14 protein-coding genes, 2 pseudogenes and 1 riboswitch are annotated in these 20,912 nt (G+C 48.7%); of the genes and pseudogenes, 6 read left to right on the forward strand and 10 right to left on the reverse strand.

The genetic code is table 11. The annotated features are described in order from the left end of the window. Positions 1-364: 364 nt before the first annotated feature. The 6 genes from ABRS97_RS24955 to ABRS97_RS24980 form a co-directional block, all read right to left on the reverse strand. The gene (locus ABRS97_RS24955; RefSeq protein ID WP_367818485.1) at positions 365-1,762 is read right to left on the reverse strand and encodes an NCS2 family permease; all 1,398 of its coding nucleotides are present in this window, start codon (positions 1,760-1,762) and stop codon (positions 365-367) included. Between the two features lie 160 nt (positions 1,763-1,922). Beyond that, positions 1,923-2,023: riboswitch (purine riboswitch) on the reverse strand. A 105-nt stretch (positions 2,024-2,128) separates the two neighbouring features. Continuing rightward, complete coding sequence (guaA, locus tag ABRS97_RS24960; RefSeq protein ID WP_367818487.1) at positions 2,129-3,667, reverse strand: glutamine-hydrolyzing GMP synthase; 1,539 nt, start codon at positions 3,665-3,667, stop codon at positions 2,129-2,131. A gap of 171 nt (positions 3,668-3,838) precedes the next feature. Continuing rightward, positions 3,839-6,349: a DUF4129 domain-containing transglutaminase family protein gene (locus tag ABRS97_RS24965; protein ID WP_367818489.1), complete on the reverse strand. Its 2,511-nt coding sequence runs from the start codon at positions 6,347-6,349 to the stop codon at positions 3,839-3,841. After that, the gene (locus ABRS97_RS24970) at positions 6,336-7,550 is read right to left on the reverse strand and encodes a DUF58 domain-containing protein (RefSeq protein WP_367818490.1); all 1,215 of its coding nucleotides are present in this window, start codon (positions 7,548-7,550) and stop codon (positions 6,336-6,338) included. The genes ABRS97_RS24965 and ABRS97_RS24970 overlap by 14 nt, the downstream gene beginning before the upstream one ends. 10 nt (positions 7,551-7,560) lie before the next feature. Beyond that, the gene (locus tag ABRS97_RS24975) at positions 7,561-8,538 is read right to left on the reverse strand and encodes an AAA family ATPase (RefSeq protein WP_367818492.1); all 978 of its coding nucleotides are present in this window, start codon (positions 8,536-8,538) and stop codon (positions 7,561-7,563) included. Positions 8,539-8,602: 64 nt separating this feature from the next. Continuing rightward, positions 8,603-10,039: a polysaccharide deacetylase family protein gene (locus ABRS97_RS24980; protein ID WP_367818493.1), complete on the reverse strand. Its 1,437-nt coding sequence runs from the start codon at positions 10,037-10,039 to the stop codon at positions 8,603-8,605. A 112-nt stretch (positions 10,040-10,151) separates the two neighbouring features. Between ABRS97_RS24980 and ABRS97_RS24985 the strand changes: the two genes are divergently transcribed. The 3 genes and pseudogenes from ABRS97_RS24985 (at position 10,152) to ABRS97_RS24995 (ending at position 12,574) form a co-directional block, all read left to right on the forward strand. Next, complete coding sequence (locus tag ABRS97_RS24985; RefSeq protein ID WP_367818494.1) at positions 10,152-11,735, forward strand: methyl-accepting chemotaxis protein; 1,584 nt, start codon at positions 10,152-10,154, stop codon at positions 11,733-11,735. 100 nt (positions 11,736-11,835) lie between these two features. Next, positions 11,836-12,015, forward strand: a pseudogene (locus ABRS97_RS24990) (ArsR/SmtB family transcription factor); the annotation flags it as partial. A 37-nt stretch (positions 12,016-12,052) separates the two neighbouring features. After that, positions 12,053-12,574, forward strand: a pseudogene (locus ABRS97_RS24995) (SRPBCC domain-containing protein). Between the two features lie 165 nt (positions 12,575-12,739). Here the strand turns inward: ABRS97_RS24995 and bcp are convergent. Then, positions 12,740-13,207 (reverse strand): thioredoxin-dependent thiol peroxidase, encoded by a 468-nt coding sequence (gene bcp, locus ABRS97_RS25000; protein ID WP_367818495.1) that lies wholly within the window; start codon positions 13,205-13,207, stop codon positions 12,740-12,742. A 180-nt stretch (positions 13,208-13,387) separates the two neighbouring features. Here bcp and ABRS97_RS25005 point away from each other — a divergent pair, with 180 nt between their 5' ends. Beyond that, positions 13,388-14,653: a DUF6612 family protein gene (locus ABRS97_RS25005; protein ID WP_367818497.1), complete on the forward strand. Its 1,266-nt coding sequence runs from the start codon at positions 13,388-13,390 to the stop codon at positions 14,651-14,653. 138 nt (positions 14,654-14,791) lie between these two features. On the opposite strand, the gene ABRS97_RS25010 is transcribed toward ABRS97_RS25005, so the two are convergent. The 3 genes from ABRS97_RS25010 to ABRS97_RS25020 are packed head-to-tail and all read right to left on the reverse strand — an operon-like array spanning position 14,792 to position 17,424. Further along, the gene (locus tag ABRS97_RS25010) at positions 14,792-15,577 is read right to left on the reverse strand and encodes an ABC transporter permease (protein ID WP_367818499.1); all 786 of its coding nucleotides are present in this window, start codon (positions 15,575-15,577) and stop codon (positions 14,792-14,794) included. A gap of 4 nt (positions 15,578-15,581) precedes the next feature. Further along, positions 15,582-16,376, reverse strand: a complete 795-nt coding sequence (locus tag ABRS97_RS25015; protein WP_367818500.1) for an ABC transporter permease — start codon at positions 16,374-16,376, stop codon at positions 15,582-15,584. Further along, entirely contained in the window at positions 16,369-17,424 is a 1,056-nt protein-coding gene (locus tag ABRS97_RS25020) for an ABC transporter ATP-binding protein (RefSeq protein WP_367818502.1), read from the reverse strand. The genes ABRS97_RS25015 and ABRS97_RS25020 overlap by 8 nt, the downstream gene beginning before the upstream one ends. A 267-nt stretch (positions 17,425-17,691) precedes the next feature. Here ABRS97_RS25020 and ABRS97_RS25025 point away from each other — a divergent pair, with 267 nt between their 5' ends. Both ABRS97_RS25025 and ABRS97_RS25030 read left to right on the forward strand, forming a co-directional pair. Further along, positions 17,692-18,738, forward strand: a complete 1,047-nt coding sequence (locus tag ABRS97_RS25025; protein ID WP_367818504.1) for an LCP family protein — start codon at positions 17,692-17,694, stop codon at positions 18,736-18,738. A gap of 584 nt (positions 18,739-19,322) precedes the next feature. After that, on the forward strand, positions 19,323-20,666 hold the full coding sequence (locus ABRS97_RS25030) for a glutamate-1-semialdehyde 2,1-aminomutase (RefSeq protein ID WP_367818506.1): 1,344 nt from the start codon (positions 19,323-19,325) through the stop codon (positions 20,664-20,666). Positions 20,667-20,912: the final 246 nt, after the last annotated feature.

Below are 20,912 nucleotides of genomic sequence, written 5' to 3' on the forward strand. Positions count from 1 at the left end.
CCGCCAGCGTTCGTCCTGAGCCAGGATCAAACTCTCCAAAAAGGTAAACCTTTATTGAAAGCTGAATAGCTCAATTGACTTGCTAGCGAGATTTGCATCTCATTTTTTGAACGATTGCTCGTTCGTGCTTCTTCACTCGTTGTTCAGTTTTCAAAGAACAATTTCTTTCGTTTTAACCCGCCGCCCCTCAAAGGCGACTTGATTAATATATCACATCTGCCTATTCGATTGCAAGAACTTTTTTTAATTTCTTTTGTTCTTTCGTTCGGCTCCCGAAGCGACAAAGAGTAATATACCAAATAGGCAAATGGATTGCAAGCACAAAAAAAAGCTGCGGGGCTTCCCACAGCTTGATCGATCTATTTTAACCTTGGCTTCCAATAAAGATGTAGCGAGCCAAAACAAGAATGGCCAGAACCCACATGAGCCAGTGAATTTGATATTTGTTTTTGCCGCCAAGATTAGCAGCTGTTGCAAGAACGACGTAAGTAACGATACCAAAGGAAATGCCGTTTGCGATATTGTAAGTGAAAGGCATCAATACAATTGTAAGGAAAGCCGGGATCGCCAGAACGAAATCCTGGAAATCGATCTCTTTGATGGATTGAACCATCAGAACGCCAACAACAATTAACGCCGCAGCTGTTGCGGATCCTGGAATCAACATTGCAATCGGAGCCAAAAACAAAGCTAGTAAGAAACATACGCCTGTAGTTACCGCCGTTAAGCCAGTACGTCCGCCTTCCGCTACGCCTGCTGCGCTTTCTACGAATGCAGTAACTGTGCTCGTACCTACCAGTGCGCCGCCGCTTACGCCGATAGCGTCTACGAACATAGCTTTACCAACGCGTTTGTTGCCTTCTTCTTTGTTCTTCATAATTCCAGCGCGATTCGCTGTTCCCACCATCGTACCGAATGTATCAAAAAGCTCTACGAACGTAAATGTTGCGATGACAGAGATAATCCCCGTGTTCATGATGCCCGCGAAATCAAAATCAGCGAACTTCAGCTTCGACATATCCGGAATCCAAGTTGTATCTGCACTTGTCAGAGAACCCAAGTTCACTAGACCCATGAAATAACCGACAACTGTAGTTGCCAAGATACCAATCAGAATGGCCCCGCGGATTCGAAGTACCATGAAGATGGAAATCAGCAGAATACCGATCAGCGTCAATATCACGCCTTTATCTTGGAAGGAACCTAAATGAAAAATGGTTTCAAAGGAAAGTACATCTGTATATTTATGTGCTGCAATATCTTTGGAGCTTTCGACTGCGACACTCAAAATGCCGCTGTTTTTGAAGCCGATCATCGCGATAAACAAGCCGATACCAACCGTAATTGCATGTTTCAAGCTGTCAGGCACTGCAACGAGCAGCATTTGACGAATTTTCGTGAAAGTCAGAATCAAGAAGATGAGCCCTGAAATAAATACAGCTGTCAAAGCCATGGAGAACGTAAACTTGCCTTGCGATGACAGAATGATGGTCGCGAAATACGCATTCAACCCCATCCCCGGCGCAAGCGCTACAGGAAAATTAACGAACAAGCCCATAGCAATCGTCATGACACCTGCCGCAATAGCCGTAGCCAAGAAAATGGAAGTCCAGTCACCGCCCGTTGCGCCCGATTTGAAAGCGCTGAGAACGTCCGGATTCACCGCAAGAATGTAAGCCATCGTCATAAACGTTGTAATACCCGCCATGATTTCCGTTCTTACTGATGTGCCGTTTTGCTTCAATTTGAAAAACCGATCCATCTACTTATTCCCCCTAAGAGTTTTCGCCAGAAGTCTGGCTTGTTAAGCATGCGGAACAGCAAAAAACCCAGAATCGATGTTGCTGATTCTGAGTACGAAAAAGGAGCCATCCGTATAAGAGCTGCTTTTGGTGTGCAAATGCAATATAGAAGCCCACACGGATTTAAATCCTTTTTTTCGTAGCCAGATCATTTGCGGTGATCTCGTAGAAACTCTCAGGCCAATTCCCGAGATTATACGAAAAACTGTTATCCATTTCACATTTTAGATCTGTAAATCGGAGATGTCAACAGAAAAACCGAACGTTTTTAGAGAGTTTTTCTCATACGTTCGGTTTTTACAGTTTCAGGATTGTTTTACTTTACATTATTCCCATTCAATGGTAGCCGGCGGCTTGGAAGTGATGTCATAGACAATCCGGTTTACGTTTTCAACTTCGTTAACGATACGTACGGAGATCTTTTCGAGCACATCCCAAGGGATACGCGCCCAGTCCGCTGTCATTCCGTCAATGGAAGTAACTGCGCGAATACCTACGGTGTACGAATAGGTTCTGGCATCACCCATAACACCTACGCTTTTCATTCCAGGAAGCGCAGTGAAGTACTGCCAGATCTCGCGATCCAAGCCTGCTTTAGCAATTTCTTCGCGCAGGATGGCGTCGGATTCACGAACAATGTGCAGTTTCTCCTCGGTTACTTCGCCTAACACGCGAATCGCCAGACCTGGACCCGGGAATGGTTGTCTCCATACGATTGCCGCTGGGAGGCCGCACTCTTCGCCGACTTTACGCACTTCGTCTTTAAACAGGGCTTTAAGAGGCTCGACAAGCTTGAATTTCATATCTTTCGGCAGTCCGCCTACGTTATGATGCGATTTGATCGTATGTGCGGTAGCTGTTCCGCTTTCTACGATATCTGTGTAAAGTGTGCCTTGCGCCAAGAAAGCGAAGTCGTCAAACTTGCCGGACTCCTCTTCAAACACGCGGATAAATTCCGTTCCGATGATTTTACGTTTTTGCTCTGGATCGTCGACGCCTGCCAATTTGCCAAGGAAGCGATCGCGTGCGTCGATTTTAACTACTTTCATATCGAATTTGCCGACAAAGGTTTCCATAACGCTCTCGCCTTCGTCCTTGCGCAGCAAACCATGATCGATAAACATACAAGTCAGTTGAGACCCAATCGCTTTGTGCAGCAGAATCGCAACAACGGAGGAATCCACGCCGCCGCTCAGCGCGCAGAGCACTTTCTGATCGCCGACTTGCTCGCGAATTTCTCTGATCGTATCTTCAATAAAGGATTCCATCGTCCAGTCGCCGCCGCAGCCGCAAACATCATACACGAAGTTATGAATCATTTCGTTCCCTTGAACGGAGTGACGCACTTCGGGGTGGAATTGGACAGCGTGAATGTTTTTCTCGCGGTGGCTCATAGCCGCAATTGGAAGCGATTCTGTGCTTGCCTCTAGTACAAAACCCTCTGGCAATGCGGAAACGTGATCGCCATGGCTCATCCAAACGACCTGCTTCGCATCCAGACCTTTCACGAGAGGGCTTTCGTTCGTGAACTCAAGCTCAGCTTTACCATACTCGCGTGTATGCGCACGCTCAACTTTACCGTTCAGTTGATGCGCGATCAACTGCATGCCGTAGCAAATCCCCAGGATCGGGATTCCCAAATCGAAAATCGCTGAATCCACTGCGGGAGCGCCCTCGCCGTATACGCTTGCCGGACCTCCGGAGAATACGATTCCCTTTGGGTTCAGCTCACGGATTTTATCTACAGTTGTATTGTATGGCATCAATTCGCTATATACGCCTAAATCACGAATACGCCTAGCAATCAACTGATTATATTGCCCCCCAAAATCTAAAACAACGATAATTTCACTCGGTTTACTCATTACCCGACCTCCTAGTTTCATAGTGATTGAAGTTTTTGGGGATCCCCTTGTCCGCTTATCACTATTTATAGCTACTAATTTTAAACATTACCTGCCTAGGATGTAAAGAGCTGAGTTGAAAGCTATTCAGATTCTCCAAAAAGTACCAAACGAATGCCGGTTTTCAAATTTCTACTTTTGGGAATTTCGTGTTGATTGTATAGCTTTCCACAACGCTGCGATTTCACGTTTCGAGTAGGCAGGCCGACCAGGAGTGTCGTACCGAATGGTTTCATAAATTTGCGCAAAATGAAGCAGGGCTTGCTGCTGGGCTGAGTTCCCCAGTCGTAAAGCGGTCACGTATTCACGAACCGTTTGGTGAGAAGATTTGGCCCCATATCGATGAAACAATTGCAGCCATAAGCGATCCATGTAGCGAGTGGCAGGATGAGGACTGTTCAAGCGACCCTTAACGCCTGGCACAAATTGCGAGATGCGGAGCAGCCAGCCTTTTCGCCATAACATCAATAAGAGCCCAAGGAGCAATAAGCAAATGGCCACAGCCATTAGCAAATGTTTCCTATTATATTGCACAAAAACGAGAATTTCATTCATCGTGGTTTGCAGCCATTCACGCGGAGCGCCCGAAAAGTTCGCTGCCGTTGGAATCATTTGAATGGAGGCTGTTAACGCAGGCCTGTCGGCTTGCGCTTTTGCCAATACGGATTTCGCATGATCAGTGCTAGCTCCTGTGAATCCCGGTGTAGGTTCGAAAGGAACCCATCCTGATGATGGAAAATACACTTCTACCCACGAATGCGCATCTTTATTGCTTACCGCAACTTCTTGCAGATGATTATCGTCAACCCCTTGCAGCGTGCCGGGCGCAAACCCTTTTACCCAACGAGCGGGAACGCCTACAGACCGAAGCATCACCACCATCGCAGTTGAAAAATGATCACAGTAGCCGAGTTGGTCTACGAACAGGAAGTGACTGACAAAATCCTCATTGCGCGTGGGACGTGTTGGCTTATCCAAACTGTATGTGTAATTGGTGCGCAGGTATTGCTCTATGGCTACCGCTTTTGCATAGGGCGCTACGCTGCCTGTGGTTATTTGCTCGGCAAGCCCCCGAATCGTACGGGGTAAATTCGCCGGCAGCTGCAAATACGCAGCGGTAACGGAGTCCGGATAACTCCCCGAATCAGCCGTCAGTGCTCCTGGGTCCTCGCGTACGGGCTGGCTGGTTATTTTGTAATAAGAAAGCGGATCGCTGATTTCGGGCAGCGTTATTTTATCTGAAGATTGATTGGCAATAACAATTTCGGGCGCCAGCGGCTTCCCCTGCTCCGTCAACAATGCATCGACCTGGAGAAGCGTACCTCCATAAAAGAGCTGTTTACCAAGGCCTTTCGTGCTCCAGAGCACTTCCTGTGTAACAGTCGGCGCAGAAGTCCTGGGGGTGCGGGAGACAAAGGGTTCCCCAGGCTCCTCTTTTTGAGTCCAGCCCTTGCTGGTGTAGAAGCTTTTGGACTCTCCGCGCCAGTAGGTCAATTCCGGCGTTTTCGCTGTAAAAACGATGCTGCTATCTGATTGCAGAGGTCCCCCTAGCGAGGAATCGTCGTGCCCATAACCCGATTTGGCTATTGTTGTATGCATGCCAGCATCATCATTGTAAAGCTCAAACATGCGGTCCGTTAAATAGGTCCAGCTGACAGGTTGCATGAGTGGCGTTGGAGCCGCTTTAGAAGCTGAATACCAGCCCACACCTGCCAGTACGGCTACTACAAGCAAGCTTGCACCAAACCACCCCCATGCACTGCTAGAACGCTGGGGAGTAACGTCATAGACTTGCTGAATCCTCGAAAGATTAAGCAGAGAAACCAGCAGCAAGCCATAGCTTAGCGTTCGCGAGATACCCTGTACGGTATCCGTGCCGAGCACGAGTTGCAGGCAAATCAGATAAGCGAGTGTAGCACCGACGAACCAGAGACTATGCTGTCTCTGCAGCATAAGCGCTTGTATGACAGAAATGAGAAGCGACCAGCCCAGGAGAAACAACAAAGTGCGGGTTTGACCGCTGATCAGGTCGAGTTGCCCTTGGAGCAGATAGGAAACATCATGCGAAATGACCTCCATGAGATCGATGATCCACGAACCGCCCAGAAAAGCTTCCCGATCAAACATAAAACCAACAAAAAGCAGGATAATAAGGCTTTTGGCGAACCAGCCCCATGTGTAAGGAACTCTAAAGCAATCTATGGCGATGCAAAGAGCGAATACGATAAGAAAAGGTTGAATTGTGTAGATTTCAGATACATCTGCCAATAATGGCAGCGGACGCAGCCATTCTGTTAGCAATAAGAAGAGCAGCAGCGAGATCATGAGATCACGGATGAGTGATCCGCCTGCATGGGATGGCGATGAACCCACTAGCGCCTGAGCAGGGGAGCCATTTTGTGAACTGGAGCGTGATGCGCCTCGTGCAGCGAACCGATTTTGTGTGCTGGAGCGTGACGTACCTCGTGCAGTGAACTGATTTTGTGAGCTGGGGTGCGATGCACCTCGTGCAGCGAACTGATTTTGTGAGCTGAGGTGCGATGCGCCTCGTGTAGCGAACTGATTTCGTGAGCTGGAGCGTGACGCGGAAGTGCCTGCCCGCCGCACGCTGCCCTGCGGGCCATTGGGTTCAAGCGGTTGCATCCGCGACACCCCCTTGCTTCGGCCACTGATGAGCCGGATGCGGCACTTCCGTGAAGGAGCAGCCTAGCACCTGCAGCTGCGACGCCCCCTCTCGGTCTGCGACCGAGAGGGACGGACGCGCGTGCACGTATATCACGTGCACGGCTCTTCGCCTGCTGCGCGCTTCCGCGATCGCGCGCAGCAAGGCCAAGTCCAGCGTCGATGTGATGCACAGCATCGACGCATCCGGCGGCAAGGCCGCAGCTTCATTCCTGACAAGGTCAGGAAAGGAGGGCCCGGGCTTGCCGCCCACGCTCGCGAGCACTTCGTACGCGAGCGTCAGGTCTGGGCGAATCGACGGCGCGATTCGCCTTCCGCCCGAGCTGCTGGCGAAGCCGCAGCTCTCGCGCCCGCGGGCGGCGGCTTCGAAGAAGCCGGCCGCGAGGGCGACGCCCTTCTCCAGCAGCGGCTGAGCCGCCACCGCGGGGCCTGCGGCAGGCGACGCGTCAAGCAGCAGCATCCGCTTCGCGGAAGACGCTTGCTCGGGGTCCTTCGACATCAGCCGGCCTAGCTTGGCGGTGGACTTCCAGTGAATGCGGTGATACGGATCCCCGCTGGCATACTCCCGAACGCCGCCGACCAGCGGCGTCGAAGCCCATGGAACGCCCGCAGCCGGCTTGTCGCCATCTTCCGAATGCAGCGACATAACGGACCGGTTCAGCGCATCCGGCTTCGGATAAACCAGAAAGCGCTGCGCATCGTCGCGATACAGCTTTTTGACAGCGAACCCGAACATGTCGCCAGTCACAAGCTCTATACCTGCACAGCTGTACACACCCCTTGCAAGTCCAATGAAACGATAGTGCCAGGCAAAAGAACCCTGGAACCATGGAAAAAGCAGCTTCCTATAGATCAGTCTGGTCCCGCTTCCTTCGTGGAACCATGTTTCTTTTACAACCAACCAGGGTAAAGGCAACAGGGATCGATGTGCAATATGCACGTCAACGATCATTTCCTCACCCGACACACAAACCCTATGCGAAAGCGTTCGTTCTACTGTTGCACCCTTTAAAGCGAAAGCATACACCATACCCGATTGAAGCAAAACTATCGAAAAACAAACCAATAAGAACCAAGAAGCAAAGCCCCCTTGCATATAAACCAAACCAGCGCCTACTAGACACCCCACTGCCAACAGCCCTGTTTTTCTCCAGCTTTTCATTCGTATCCCCCTACTTCAATGAGGCGTAGCGAAGAACTGGAGTCTGCAACGAAGCAAGCAGATCGGACAATATCGCTTCCGCCGATTTCCCCGTCATTTTTGCCTCTGAAGTTAGCATTAGCCGATGCGACCATACGGGAAGCACCATGCCTTTTATATCATCAGGTACAACGAAGCTCCGGCCACTCATGTAGGCAACGGATTGTGCTGCACGCATGAGCGAATAAGAGGCTCTTGGACTGACCCCCATGTACAAATCCTCATGCTGCCTCGTCGCGAGCGCAACGCGTACGATGAATTCCTTCAATGTTGCATCCACGTGAACCATTCCCGCTTCTCTTTGCATTTGAACAAACTCATCCTGTACAATGACAGGCTTCAGATGCTCCAAAGGCTGCCGGTCTTGCAGGCGATCCAGCATTAAAACCTCTTGCTCCGGCGTTGGGTAACCCAGCGTCAGCCGCATGAGAAAACGGTCCATCTGTGCCTCCGGCAGCGCATACGTTCCTTCGTAATCGGCCGGATTTTGCGTGGCCAGCAGCAAAAACGGCTTCGGCAGTTCATAACCGACTCCGTCTATCGTCACACGTTTCTCTTCCATCGCTTCCAGGAAAGCCGCTTGCGTCTTCGGTGATGTGCGATTGCATTCATCTGCAAGCACAATGGGAGTCATCAAGGGACCCGGGCGAAATTCAAACTCTCCAGACTTAGCATTGTACACAGAAATGCCTGTCACATCGGATGGCAGCAAATCCGGCGTACATTGAATTCTCTTAAACTCGCAGCCAATCGTTTTGGCTAGCGCACGAACCAGCATGGTTTTTCCTACGCCGGGAACGTCCTCCAGCAAAAGATGACCGCCACTCAGCATTGCAGCAAAGGCTTTTTCTATCGTTTCTCTCTTTCCAACAATCACTTTCTCTACGTTCATGATCATCCGTTCTACGAGAGGCTGCGGTTGATCGAAGTTTCGCGTTTTCGACTGCATAGGCAAGAAGCCTCCTTTATCAGGTTATGCCTCTAGCTTTTCCAGTTGTCTACTCTTTTAGACATCAGAGGTTCATAGCAAATAGAGAGTTTTTCTGAAATATGTTCGTTTCCTGTCTCAAATAGAAGAGCCGAAAGACAAGCGCGACTTCCCTTATGTCAGGTTCGATGACCGACTGGGTGATGCGTCCGCCAAATAAATCTACCGTTTTCTCTAAAGGAACGATAATCGCCCCCTCCTCCAGGCTCATATCCGCCAATGGATAGGTAGCGACGCGTTCCCCTAGCTTATATTGACGAAGGCTTCTTGCAGATAAATCATATTCCAGATCATACATCCCATAATGCGCATTAGCCGTCTTTGCGGGCTCATCCCAGTCCACATCCCCTCCCATTCTTTCAACCAGAACACGGAGAGGCAGTTCAATCCGATCGCCTTGCATATCATACTGTGAGGCATCCAGCGTAAATTCACCCCCTCCGCTTACATGAATTTGTAATGGCATATTAGGTTTCCGGGAAAGGATCTGTGCTGACTCCTCACTAGCCACTTTCGTTTGGGTTACCAATTGCTGGACAGCATCCTGTGGTTCGGCATTTTTGTGGGCCAGAGCGTATTGATGCGTCTCTTTTAACAGCTCTTGAAAATGGGCAAAGCTCATGGTACGCGACCATTTCAACTTGCCAACCGCGAACTGCTTCGGCTTGACCTCCGTCGTTAACGGAGCGAAGGAATAGCCCAGCTTTTTGTAATAGGTGATCACTTGAGGCAGTGCCTCAACAGAAGATTCATGCCCTGTTCCGTCATGGAACAGGACGGTGATTTCGTGCTCGAGCGGACTGCTTTTAACCGTTTGAATAATTTCATTGACAGGTACATGCGGCCTTTTAGAATCTCCGCTATCCACATTCCAATCTACAGTCGTATAGCCGCCTTGCTCTAATAGGTAATAATAGTACGCATCAAAATTAGTAGACGTGCCGCCTGGAGCACGCACCAACTGCGGTCTAATTCCCGCAATATCAGTGAAAATCTCCTCGCTGCGTTGGATTTGATCCCAAAAATTTTGAAAATCACTATACAATTCTTTATATACATGATTATAGGAATGATTGCCTAAGGCATGGCCTTCTTTCAAGATTCTCTTGACAAGCTCGGGATGAGCCTTCGCTTCTTCACCCAACGCAAAAAATGTAGCTTTCACGTCCTCTTTCGCCAATATATCCAACACTTGTGTTGTAAGCTTGCTAGGCCCATCATCGAAAGTCAGATAAACAGTCGGCTTATCCGGTACCGTGTAGCTTTTCTCTTGCATCGTGCGCTTTCCTGTTTTCAGCTTCTGATAGATTTCCTGACCGGCTTGCGCGGGAATTTCGTCATTGTCAGCCGCTTTGACAGGTACCGAAGAAACCCATAAATAGACTAGTAAAAGTACGACCATAGCAAATTGAATTCGTTTCTGCATGTTGCTTAGGTGTGATCCTTGTAGATTCGTGCGCATGCCATAATCCCTCCGGTTTGTTCTATCATTTTGACTTGCTGATAGAGTATATGGGAGAAAGGATAAGAGTATGTCTATTGCATGGCTTCAAATAAAGAGGAGTTTCTCTTATGTGCGTAGAATTGTAAAGCTGATTCAATATCATGACATATTTCGACAAAAAAGGAAGGCGATTCGCATGAGTTTGGCTACCGATCTATTAAAAAAAAGCTCGCCTGCAGCTGTTAATCCCGGTTTATCTCTGCAAGATCAAGATGTGATCCGCAGGAATTTCGTTGTTTTCCTGGCTATCACGGCAACTGTTGTTCTCATGTATTTGAGTATTTTTGCTCTGGATGGCAACACGAGCGGCAATATCATCTACACGTACGTAATTGAAACAACGCTATGGATTGTATATGGCATCCTGCACTTCACTAAAAAGCTTATTCATTACTTATGTTATTTTGCTATTGTTGCCAGCGGAATAAGCACAACGATACAGCTAGTTCAAACACCCGACCTTACGAATGTCTTCTCGATTTACTATTTGATGATTATGGCTCTTGTGTTCATGAAGCTGCTGCCATGGCTGATTAGCGCTGTATGGGGATTCCTACAGGTCATCTATATGATTACCGCGCAAAAAGAAGTCCTGCATTTGGATCCCAAAGTCGGGACTACCTCCGTGATTTATTTCATTTTGATTGCTGTTTTCATGTTTGCCGTTTTGAAGGTTTCAGGCCATATGACAAAGAGCCTTTCGGAAGCAAGGGCTCAATCCGAGCAATTTTTAAGGCAGCAGGAAGAGCTACGAGAGAAAGCAATAAGTCAAGTTACTCTCGTTACCCATCATCTGCAAACAATATCTACAACTGGTGAAGAGGATAATGCTTCATTCGATGAAATGAATCATGCTTTCCAAGATATTGCGACAGGCGCAGGAGATCAAGTGGACTCCACGCTATCGATTAACGGCTCTGTTCATGAGATGAATGAGCTGATTAAGCAAATGTCGAACTCCATCCATACGCTGCTGGGACAAACGAATGAAGCTGCATCCTTGTCCGACCAAGGCAAAGACCGTATGGACAAGCTTTCCGAAACATTCGACGTGTTCACCAAAGACATTGAAGCGGTCTCGCAGGATACAGCGTTATTGATCGATCGCTTGAACGAAACGAGCCAATTCAGCGACACGATTCAAGATATCGCCAATCAAACGAATCTGCTGTCCTTGAATGCAAGCATTGAAGCAGCGAGGGCCGGCGAGCATGGTAAAGGCTTTGCAGTTGTCGCCAACGAAATTCGCAAACTCGCAGATATGACGGCCAAATCAGCCATTCGCATATCGGAGCAGCTGCAAGAGTTCACAACGCTGTCCAATCAAACCCGTTCACGCATGGATCAAGTAGCTATACGGATGCAGCAAAGCAATGAAATTACAGGTCAAACGAAGCAAGCATTCGAATCCATTATCAGCGCTGTCAGCATGCTGAAGGAGCTTTCGACAAGCTATAGCGGCTTGATGAATCGGATTAGCGATTCCTCGGTAACCATCAGTGATTCGACGAACAATCTAGCCTCGATTAGCGAAGAAGCGTCAGCTACCTTGGAAGAGCTGTCTGCCACGCTGCAATCCTTGCTAATGAATAACCGCAAAAATCTCGATCGCATCAAAGAAGCGGAAAATAATTTGCGCATCGTTATTGAGTAAAGAGGCTGTCCCAAAAGTGTTCGCATGAATGAGAGAGCCCCAAATTTTAAGCAAAAGAACCTTCAAATCCACCTGAAAAGTGGAGATGAAGGTTCTTTTGCTGGTGGAGGTGCAACCGATCGCCAATCGGCGAATTTATAAGCTGCGGCCCGAATCGCTTAAAGAGCTCGATTCATGGTTAGAATCTTTTCGCCGCCTATGGGAGGAGAGATTCGACCGCTTGGATGATTATTTGCAGCAAATGCAGGGAAAAGAACCGAAACGACCTGACGAGCAATAGGTCTGTTATCCAAAACCAAACTTGGAGGGATTTTATCATGTCTACCGACAAGGCTACAAACAACATTTCAGTAACTCTGGAAAATCATGAGCTGGTGATTACCCGCAGTTTCGATGCGCCGCGCGAGCTTGTTTTCAAGGTATGGACGGATCCCGAGCATCTGGCGAAGTGGTGGGGACCAACAGGTTTCACGCTGAATGTCGCGAATCATGATATCCGACCAGGAGGTATCTTTCACTACAGCATGCGATCCCCTGAAGGCTTCGAAATGTGGGGCTAGTTTGTTTTTCGTGAAATCGTTGCGCCGGAGAAGATCGTCTTCACCAACTCTTTTTCTGACGAGGCAGGGAACATCACCCACGGCCCATTTAGCGAAACGTGGCCGCTGGAAGTGCTCAATAACCTTACATTAACCGAAAACGATGGCAAAACCAGACTTACCTTCCGCATGCAGTTTGAAACAGCCGCTGAATTCAACGAAATTAAAACATATGCTGTCGATGGAAACAAGGAGACTCTTGACCGTCTTGTGGCCTATTTGGCGAAATCGTCCGCATAAGGTTACGTGTATGCTCCCCTTCAGGTATGAAGGGGAGTTTTTTGTAACTATCAAACACAAAAGGTGTCACTTACGAATATACCCGTCTGCAGCAACAAAATACGGCATCCCTCTCAATGCCCTACCAGGGACAAAGAGACGGATGCCGCACCGTTGTCATCACTCCTACAAGCTCTGAATATACTCGAGAACATCCGCTATATGGTTGGCGACTTTGACTTTGCGCCATTCCTTCACCAGATGGCCTTCCTCATCGATCAAGAAACTTGATCGCTCAATGCCCATGAATTGCTTGCCGTACATACTCTTTAGTTTCCATACACCGTACATATCTGAAACTGCATGATCTTCGTCTGATAGAAGCACAAATGGCAAGCTATATTTCTCTATAAATTTAGCATGTCTCTTTACAGAATCAACGCTAATGCCAATGATCGTCACGTTTAAGCCAGCAAACTCTTCAGATCGATCCCGAAAATCGCATGCTTGGGTCGTACAAGCCGGCGTGAGATCTTTGGGGTAAAAATAAAGAACGACCTTCCGGCCTTGGTAATCCCGCAGAGAAATCAGGCTCCCATCCGCTGCAGGTAATGTAAACTGTGGTGCGATTTGTTTCTTCGTGTCTGAAATCATAAACAATTCTCTCCCTCTTGCGCTAAATCTCTAAATCTTTAATCTCTAAATCGGTATACCCCATTATGCGCCAACTCTTGCTTAAACAGCAACCAAATATACTAAAACTACCATTCACAAGAAGAATATGGTAATTTATAGTAGGCTATTTGATAACTTAGAAGGAGTGAATTAAACGTCATGATTCGAATCAAACGTACTTCATTATTAACTGCGCTGGGCTTAACCCTGATTGCGCCTGCTTTTGCAGCAACAACCGCTTTTGCGGATACAGCTCCAGTCACTCGCGGGCAATTCATTAAGCTTATTGCAGAAGAATTAAAACTCGCACCCGTTAACAAACAATCTAAGCTGCCCTCGGATGTTAAAGCTGATTCCCCTTACGCCGATGCCGTTCGAGTTATGCAAGAACGTAAAACGATGGAAGGCTATTCCGATGGTAAGTATCGTTTGGATCAACCCATTAGCAAGGAGGAAGCCGGGTATATTCTCGGTCGATTCCTTGGCATTCTTGACAGTCGATCGAGTTCCAAGCTGCAAGAGCTTTTCGGCGCTGATTTCGGTAAAGATGCAGGGATAAACGAAGAAACAGCCGCTGCCTTAATTAAGCAGTCTTTAGCGAATGACCCGTCGGTTTCAAAGTGGCTGGCGGAAGCCTCGAAGACCCAAGTTGAATTGGCCACGTTCCGCGCAAATATGGATATGACCATCCATATCGCCTTCAAACCAGGGCAAGGCGGTTATTCGGACAATTTGGAAACCACGGCAATTTCCAATATTGAATACAATAAAGATCAAGGTATTCATCAAGTGATTACAACAACGACACCAGGCTCCGATTCAAAAGAAAGAACAATCAAAATCGAGCAGTATACAGTAACCCAAGGCACTTACATGAACATGCCTAACGGTGACAACACTGGCTTCGAGTGGTACGATATGACCAAGCAAATGCCATTTACATTCGACCAATTGATGGCTTTACAGAAGCAAAGCACGCAAATTAACCAAACGTTAATTACGCCTTACTTCTTTTACAAAGATCTTGGTACAACAGAGATGGACGGCAAAAAGCTTCATAAAGTCCAAGTTCGCGGCAAAATCACCAATACTTCGGACATCATCAAAACGCTTGGCGGTCTTGGGAGCGGCGATAACATGTTCAAAGACCTGCTAGATTCTCCTGCCCTCGCCGATATGAGCGTTGCCCTCTCTGCTGAAATAACGCTTGATGAGCAGTCCAAGCTCCCGGTAAGCATGGATGGCGACTATACCGTCACTTATGGCAACGAGCCTTCCAACCCGATTGATTACATGGATATGTCGATGACGATGAGCTATAAGGATATCAATCAACCAATCAGCATTGCCTTACCGGATGCAGCGAAAAAAGCCAAACCATTCTCGATGCCTACAGCAGTGCCGACTGCTCCAGCTGCAAAATAAAACTTAAAAACCAGAGCCCCTAGCCTCGACTAGTGGGACTCTGGTTTTTTTGAAAATTCCGCCATCAATATTCCCCATATAACAAAAAAACCGTCGCTTGCCGCGCACGAAATGTGCACGAAAGCAACGGTTTTTCATTCAGGAACCGGCACCGCGGTAACGCTTGACGCCATAGTTCCAGATACTCAGGCCCACGAAGCTAAAAACAATCCCCATGACAGGCGTCAATAGGGCAAACCACTTCCAATTCGCTGGATCCAAGAAATAGGCCGCTGGATAGAAGCCAACAAAAGCGAATGGAAGAATCCAGCTCAAGATGCTGCGAAGCAGCTTGTTATAGATCGTCACCGGATAACGGCCGTAATTCTGGATGTTCCAGATAAGCGGTAAAATACCGGTAGGCGCATCGGAGAAAAAGGAAAGCGACGTCAGCGCGATGTAGACACCCGCATAAATAAGAACAGAGCCGACTACAAGGAGGATGAACATGAACGGATCATACCAATGGAACGGCAGATCCAACTTCACCCATGAATAGATCATCACGATCGCGCCTGCCAATGCGCTGAAAAGCGAGGCTGGGTCCAAATTTTCCAGCATCAACTGCCACAGGTTATGCGCAGGACGCGTGAGAATGCGGTCCATTTCACCCTTGACAATATAGCGTTCGCTGAACCCCCACAGATTAAAAAAGGTGATAAACAAGCCATACGGGATCATAAAATAACCATAGATGAACAAGATCTGCGCTTGATTCCAGCCACCGAGCGATTGCGTCTGCATGAAGATGACCAAGATGAAGAACAAGTTCAGTCCGTTAAAAAGCAAGTCCGAAACAACCTCAATCCAAAAGTCGGATCGGTAGGTGAGGCGTGTTTTCATGTAATTTTTCAAATAGTCGGCAATTAGGGATATGTAGAACATGGCTTCACCCTCCCTGCACAAACAAGCGCGTTCTCGACTTGTTCCATAAGAAATAGATCGGAATGATTAGAAGCAGGAACCATAACGCTTGAATCCCCATCTTTTGGAACACTTCGGAGCCTGATATTTTTCCGGTGAAAACAGCGCTTGGCAAGTAGGTAATCGCCTGAAAGGGCAGCCACCCCAAGATCGAACCGGACCAGCCCGGAAAGAAGGAAATCGGGATAATCAAACCCGAGAACAGATCCACCGCGACACGCTTCATGCGCATGAGTCCCTCATTGTTTTCCAGGAAAAACGCAAAGAGTCCAGTAATAATGTTCAGTTGGGTGTTAATCAGAAAACTGAAGAACAGCATGACCAGATAGATGACCCACAGTTTCGGGTCCGACGGTAACTGAACAGGCAAGAGCAACCAGACGAAAATCATGCCCGGCGTTGTGAAAAGAAGGATACGAAAGATGCCTTCTCCCAGCCCCTGCATCATTTTCACAAACACATAATTGTAAGGCCTGATAAACTGGATAGCTACGCTGCCGTCCCGAATTTCACCGGCAATCTCACGATCCAGGTTATTGAAATAAAATGCTCTGCCCATCCAGGACACCGCCAAATACGTGGTCATCTGGCCAAGCGTCATGCCCTGAATCATATCCTGCTCGCCATAAATGGCCTTGTACACGAAATAATAAGATCCAATATTAAGTGCATAAATGAGAATGCCGCTGTAATAATTAACGCGGTAAGCCAGCATCATCAAAAAGCGCATGCGGATGACTTCCAAGTAAGCGCTAAGCATGGGTAACTGCTCCTTCGTCTTGCTTGGCTTCCTCAGGACGTTTCACTTCAGCGGAGCCGGATTTGTAAATTTCCCGGACGATGTCATCCGTGTTCGTTTCGTTGATTTTAATATCCTGAATTTGCAGGACACCGACCACACGTGCAAGCACCTCAGAAACATTGGCACGTTCATGCGGAATGAATACTTTAGCGGATAGCTCATTTTCAATCTGCCAAGCCACGTCCAAGCCCTGCGTCAATTCCTGAAGCTTAGGCAGTGTGACCGGGTATTCGAATTGAAGCACAACTTCCTTGCCTTTGCCCCACTTGGCTTTCAGTTCTTCGAGTCCGCCATCATAGATGATGCGACCGTCATCCAGCATAATGACGCGGGAACATAACGCTTCAATATCTTGAAGATCGTGCGTAGTCAGCAAAATGGTCGTTTCGTAGCGCTGATTCAGCGATTTGAGGAACTCGCGAATTTCCGTTTTCACCACGATGTCCAGACCGATTGTCGGCTCATCCAGGAACAGAATTGCCGGGTTATGTATGAGTGAAGCGGCAAGCTCACAGCGCATCCGTTGCCCGAGGCTCAGCTTGCGCACAGGCCTGGACAAGAGATCAGAAAGCTGAAGGCGGTCTACGAGCTCATCGAGACGTTTTTTGTAATCGGCTTCCGATACCCTGTATACTTTCTTCAATAATTGAAACGATTCGACGACGCCGATATCCCACCAAAGCTGGCTCCGTTGCCCGAACACCACGCCAATGCCGGATACGAACTTCTCACGTTCTTTGAAGGGAACGAATCCGTTCACTTTGATTTCCCCTGCGGTCGGTACAAGAATTCCGGTCAGCATCTTAATGGTTGTTGATTTGCCAGCGCCATTTTCACCAATATATCCGCAAATTTCGCCCTTCGGAATTTGAAAGCTGATGTCTTTCACAGCGGTTACATGCTTGTATTCTCTCTTGAACAAATCTTGAAAAGCTCCCTTCAGTCCCCCGCGGCTTTGCTGCACCTGGAATTCCTTACGAAGCTGCTGAACATCGATCGCTAACATGGCTTACCCCCTGTCTTTGTAGACTCGGCTACAACAATTTCCAAAATCCGTCATAACTTGCTATCGAACTTTCTTAGCATCTATAATATGGTTCATATAGACGAATTGTACAACAGCAAATGCTTACAAAACACGTTTTTTGTAAAAACTCTATAGCAAATGCCTACGAATTGAGTTTTCCTCGAAAGCTCTAAGAACCATGATACATGAAATCTGTATAAATAAAAAGTACAGATTACCTTTCCGCATAGGAAGGAGCTCAGACGCATGAAAATACTGAAACGAACACTGCTCCTAATCGGCTTACTGCTAATGGTCATAGCTGGATACTACTCTTATTCGTTCTATAGCTTCGCTAAACATATTTCCGATAAAAGCGAGACCCCGCAGGGCGGTGGCGGTCCTATCATCAGCCAGGCACTCAAAGAAAAGGGAGAGAAGTACATCCCGCCCAAATGGGAAGGCAAGCAACGCGTCAATATCTTGATCCTTGGCGGCGATTCGCGCGGCATGAAGAAGAATGAACTGCCCCGTTCAGACAGCATTATGCTCGCTTCTATCGACCCCGTGACCAAGAAAGCTCACTTGTTCTCCATCCTTAGAGATACATATGTGAAAATTCCTGGCGAAGGCGAAGACCGCATTAACACCGCCATCACTACAGGCGGGCCGAACTTGGCCATGAAGACAGTCAGCGATCTGCTTGGCATACCGATTCAATATTATGTGTACACCGATTTCAAAGGATTTATTGCACTCATTGACGCAGTCGGCGGAATTGATATTGATGTTGAAAAAGATATGAAGTATTCCGACTCCGAGGATGATCACGTTTACGATATTAATTTAAAAAAAGGAAAGCAGCATCTGGATGGTAATACAGCTCTGCAATACGTACGGTTCCGCCACGACGCATTATCGGATTTCTCACGTACCGAGCGTCAACGCAAATTTTTGACCGCTGTCGCTCAAAAAATGCAGACGACTTCCTCCATGATTAAGCTTCCGAGAATCCTGAATGCGATAGATCCTTATATCGACACGAATCTCAGCGTGACGGACATGCTGAAGCTCGGTTCCCTCGGCTACGAAGCCAAAGCGGACGGAATTGTCAGCTCACAGCTGCCTCCGACCGATCTGTTAATTGAGAAAAATGTACGGGGCGCAGCCGTCATTACTGCAAGCAAAGACAAGCTTCAGCAGTATGTGAAAGATCTCTTTGCAGGTAAAACGGAAGCTGACACCGGACCAGCGAAACCTTCTCCATCGCCATCGCAGGCGCCCAAATCGTCGGTGAAGACGACGAAGAATTAGGGGTGGGCATGGCCGGTCCAGCGCGACTTGACGAGATGGCGACAGGCGACTAGACCTGGCCTTACAACAGAATTTATACGGGGGAACTGGAAAAATCGTCTTAAATCAGCCTTTTTTTATTCCCTACACGGAACTACGATTCGTTATTTTTCGAATTACTGCCTTTTACCCCAAGGCAGCGGAACTACAATTCGTTATTTATTCCATTTTGAGCCCGAATGCACCAATTTCGTACCGATTAGATACTGACGTTCCGCGAAAGTGTCTGATGCCACTCCATTCATGTAAATAAGGCATTCATGTTCCGCACAAGCAAGCAGATCGATAGGGAAATCTGATCCGATTAACAAAGTTATGGGTCACTCTAGGCACTCTCATACGGTGAGGAACATTTTGGGCAGCTAACTAGTTTCTAAAGCAGTAACAGACTGAGAATTGGTACGTTAACGTTAAAAAAACGTCTTAACTCAACCTCCTCCGAAGTTACTTATGCTTACAAACCTCTACTTGCAAGCGGGCTCCCCCTGTAGGTAGAGGCTTTTTGCGGGACAGGATTAACTACATATAAAGGAATGAATTTACTTATGGAACGTAAAAGATCCGAACAGTTGTATCAAGAAGCTCTCCAGCATATCGTGGGCGGCGTTAACAGCCCCTCCCGCTCATTCAAAGCTGTGGGCGGCGGCGCACCTGTCTTCATGAAGCGCGCGCAGGGCGCGCACTTCTGGGATGAAGACGGCAATCGCTTCATTGACTACCTCGCCGCCTACGGCCCTATCATTACCGGTCACGCGCATCCGCATGTGACCGAGGCCATCTGCCGTGCCGCGCAGAACGGCACGCTGTACGGGACCCCGACCGAACTCGAAATCGAGTTCGCCAAAATGCTGAAGTCGGCGATTCCGTCGCTCGACAAAGTGCGTTTCGTCAACTCCGGCACGGAGGCCGTGATGACGACGATTCGCGTAGCGCGCGCGTATACGAAGCGCACCAAGATCATTAAGTTCGCCGGGTGCTACCACGGCCACTCAGATCTCGTGCTCGTGGCGGCCGGCTCCGGGCCGTCCACGCTCGGCACGCCGGACAGCGCCGGCGTACCCGCAAGCATCGCGCAAGAGGTCATCACCGTGCCGTTCAACGACATCCCGGCACTCGAAGCTGCCCTTGCGCGCTGGGGCGAAGATGTGGCCGCCGTCATGGTCGAGCCCATCGTCGGCAACTTCGGCATGGTCATGCCCCATGCCGGCTACCTCGAGCAGCTCTGCGCGGCTGCTCGCAAGAACGGCTCCCTCGTCATCTACGACGAGGTCATCACGGCGTTCCGTTTCCATTACGGAACGGTACAGACCTATGCGGGCCTCCCACTCGTGGAGGCCCCCGCCGCGATGGCGAACCGCTTCGCCGCCATCGAACCGGACCTGACGGCCCTCGGCAAAGTGATCGGCGGCGGGCTGCCGATCGGCGCCTACGGGGGCCGCAAGGAAGTGATGGAGCAGGTCGCGCCGCTCGGACCTGCGTACCAGGCCGGCACGATGGCGGGGAACCCCGCCTCCATCTCGGCCGGGATTGCCTGCCTGCAGGTGCTCCAGCAGGCAGATGTTTACACCAAGCTCGAGCAGCTTGGTGCGACGCTTGCGGATGGCATCGCAGAATCCGCAGCACGCCGCGGGATCGCGTTGACGGTCAACCGCATCGGCGGCGCCTTCTCAACCCACTTCTGTGAACATCCGGTCACGAATTACGATCAGGCGCAGGATACGGATGGCGAACGCTTTGCCGAGTTTTTCCGACTGATGCTGGAGCAAGGCATCAACCTCGCTCCTTCCAAATATGAGGCCTGGTTCCTGACCATCGCCCACACCGATGAGGATGTGGCCCGAACACTGGAAGCAACGGACCATGCATTTAAAGTAATGTCGGCCCGATAAGCAAAATTTTTCCTGACATCCATCAAACCAGGTGCTTTCGCATGGCACTCGGATGCACCTGGTTTGCAACATTTAACCCCATTAACCATGTTAGATTTAGCCATTATGCCTATCTAGCCTATCGGGATTACATGTCCCAAAAACGAACTATGAACCTAGTAACGCAATAGTTTGTTCGTTTTTTTTGACCGTCTGATTTGTACGGAAATTGGTTTTATTCACCAGTATGCAAAAAAGGTAACGCTT

The sequence above is a fragment of the Paenibacillus tabacirhizosphaerae genome, from assembly GCF_040812395.1.
Classification (GTDB): Bacteria; Bacillota; Bacilli; order Paenibacillales; family NBRC-103111; genus Paenibacillus_E.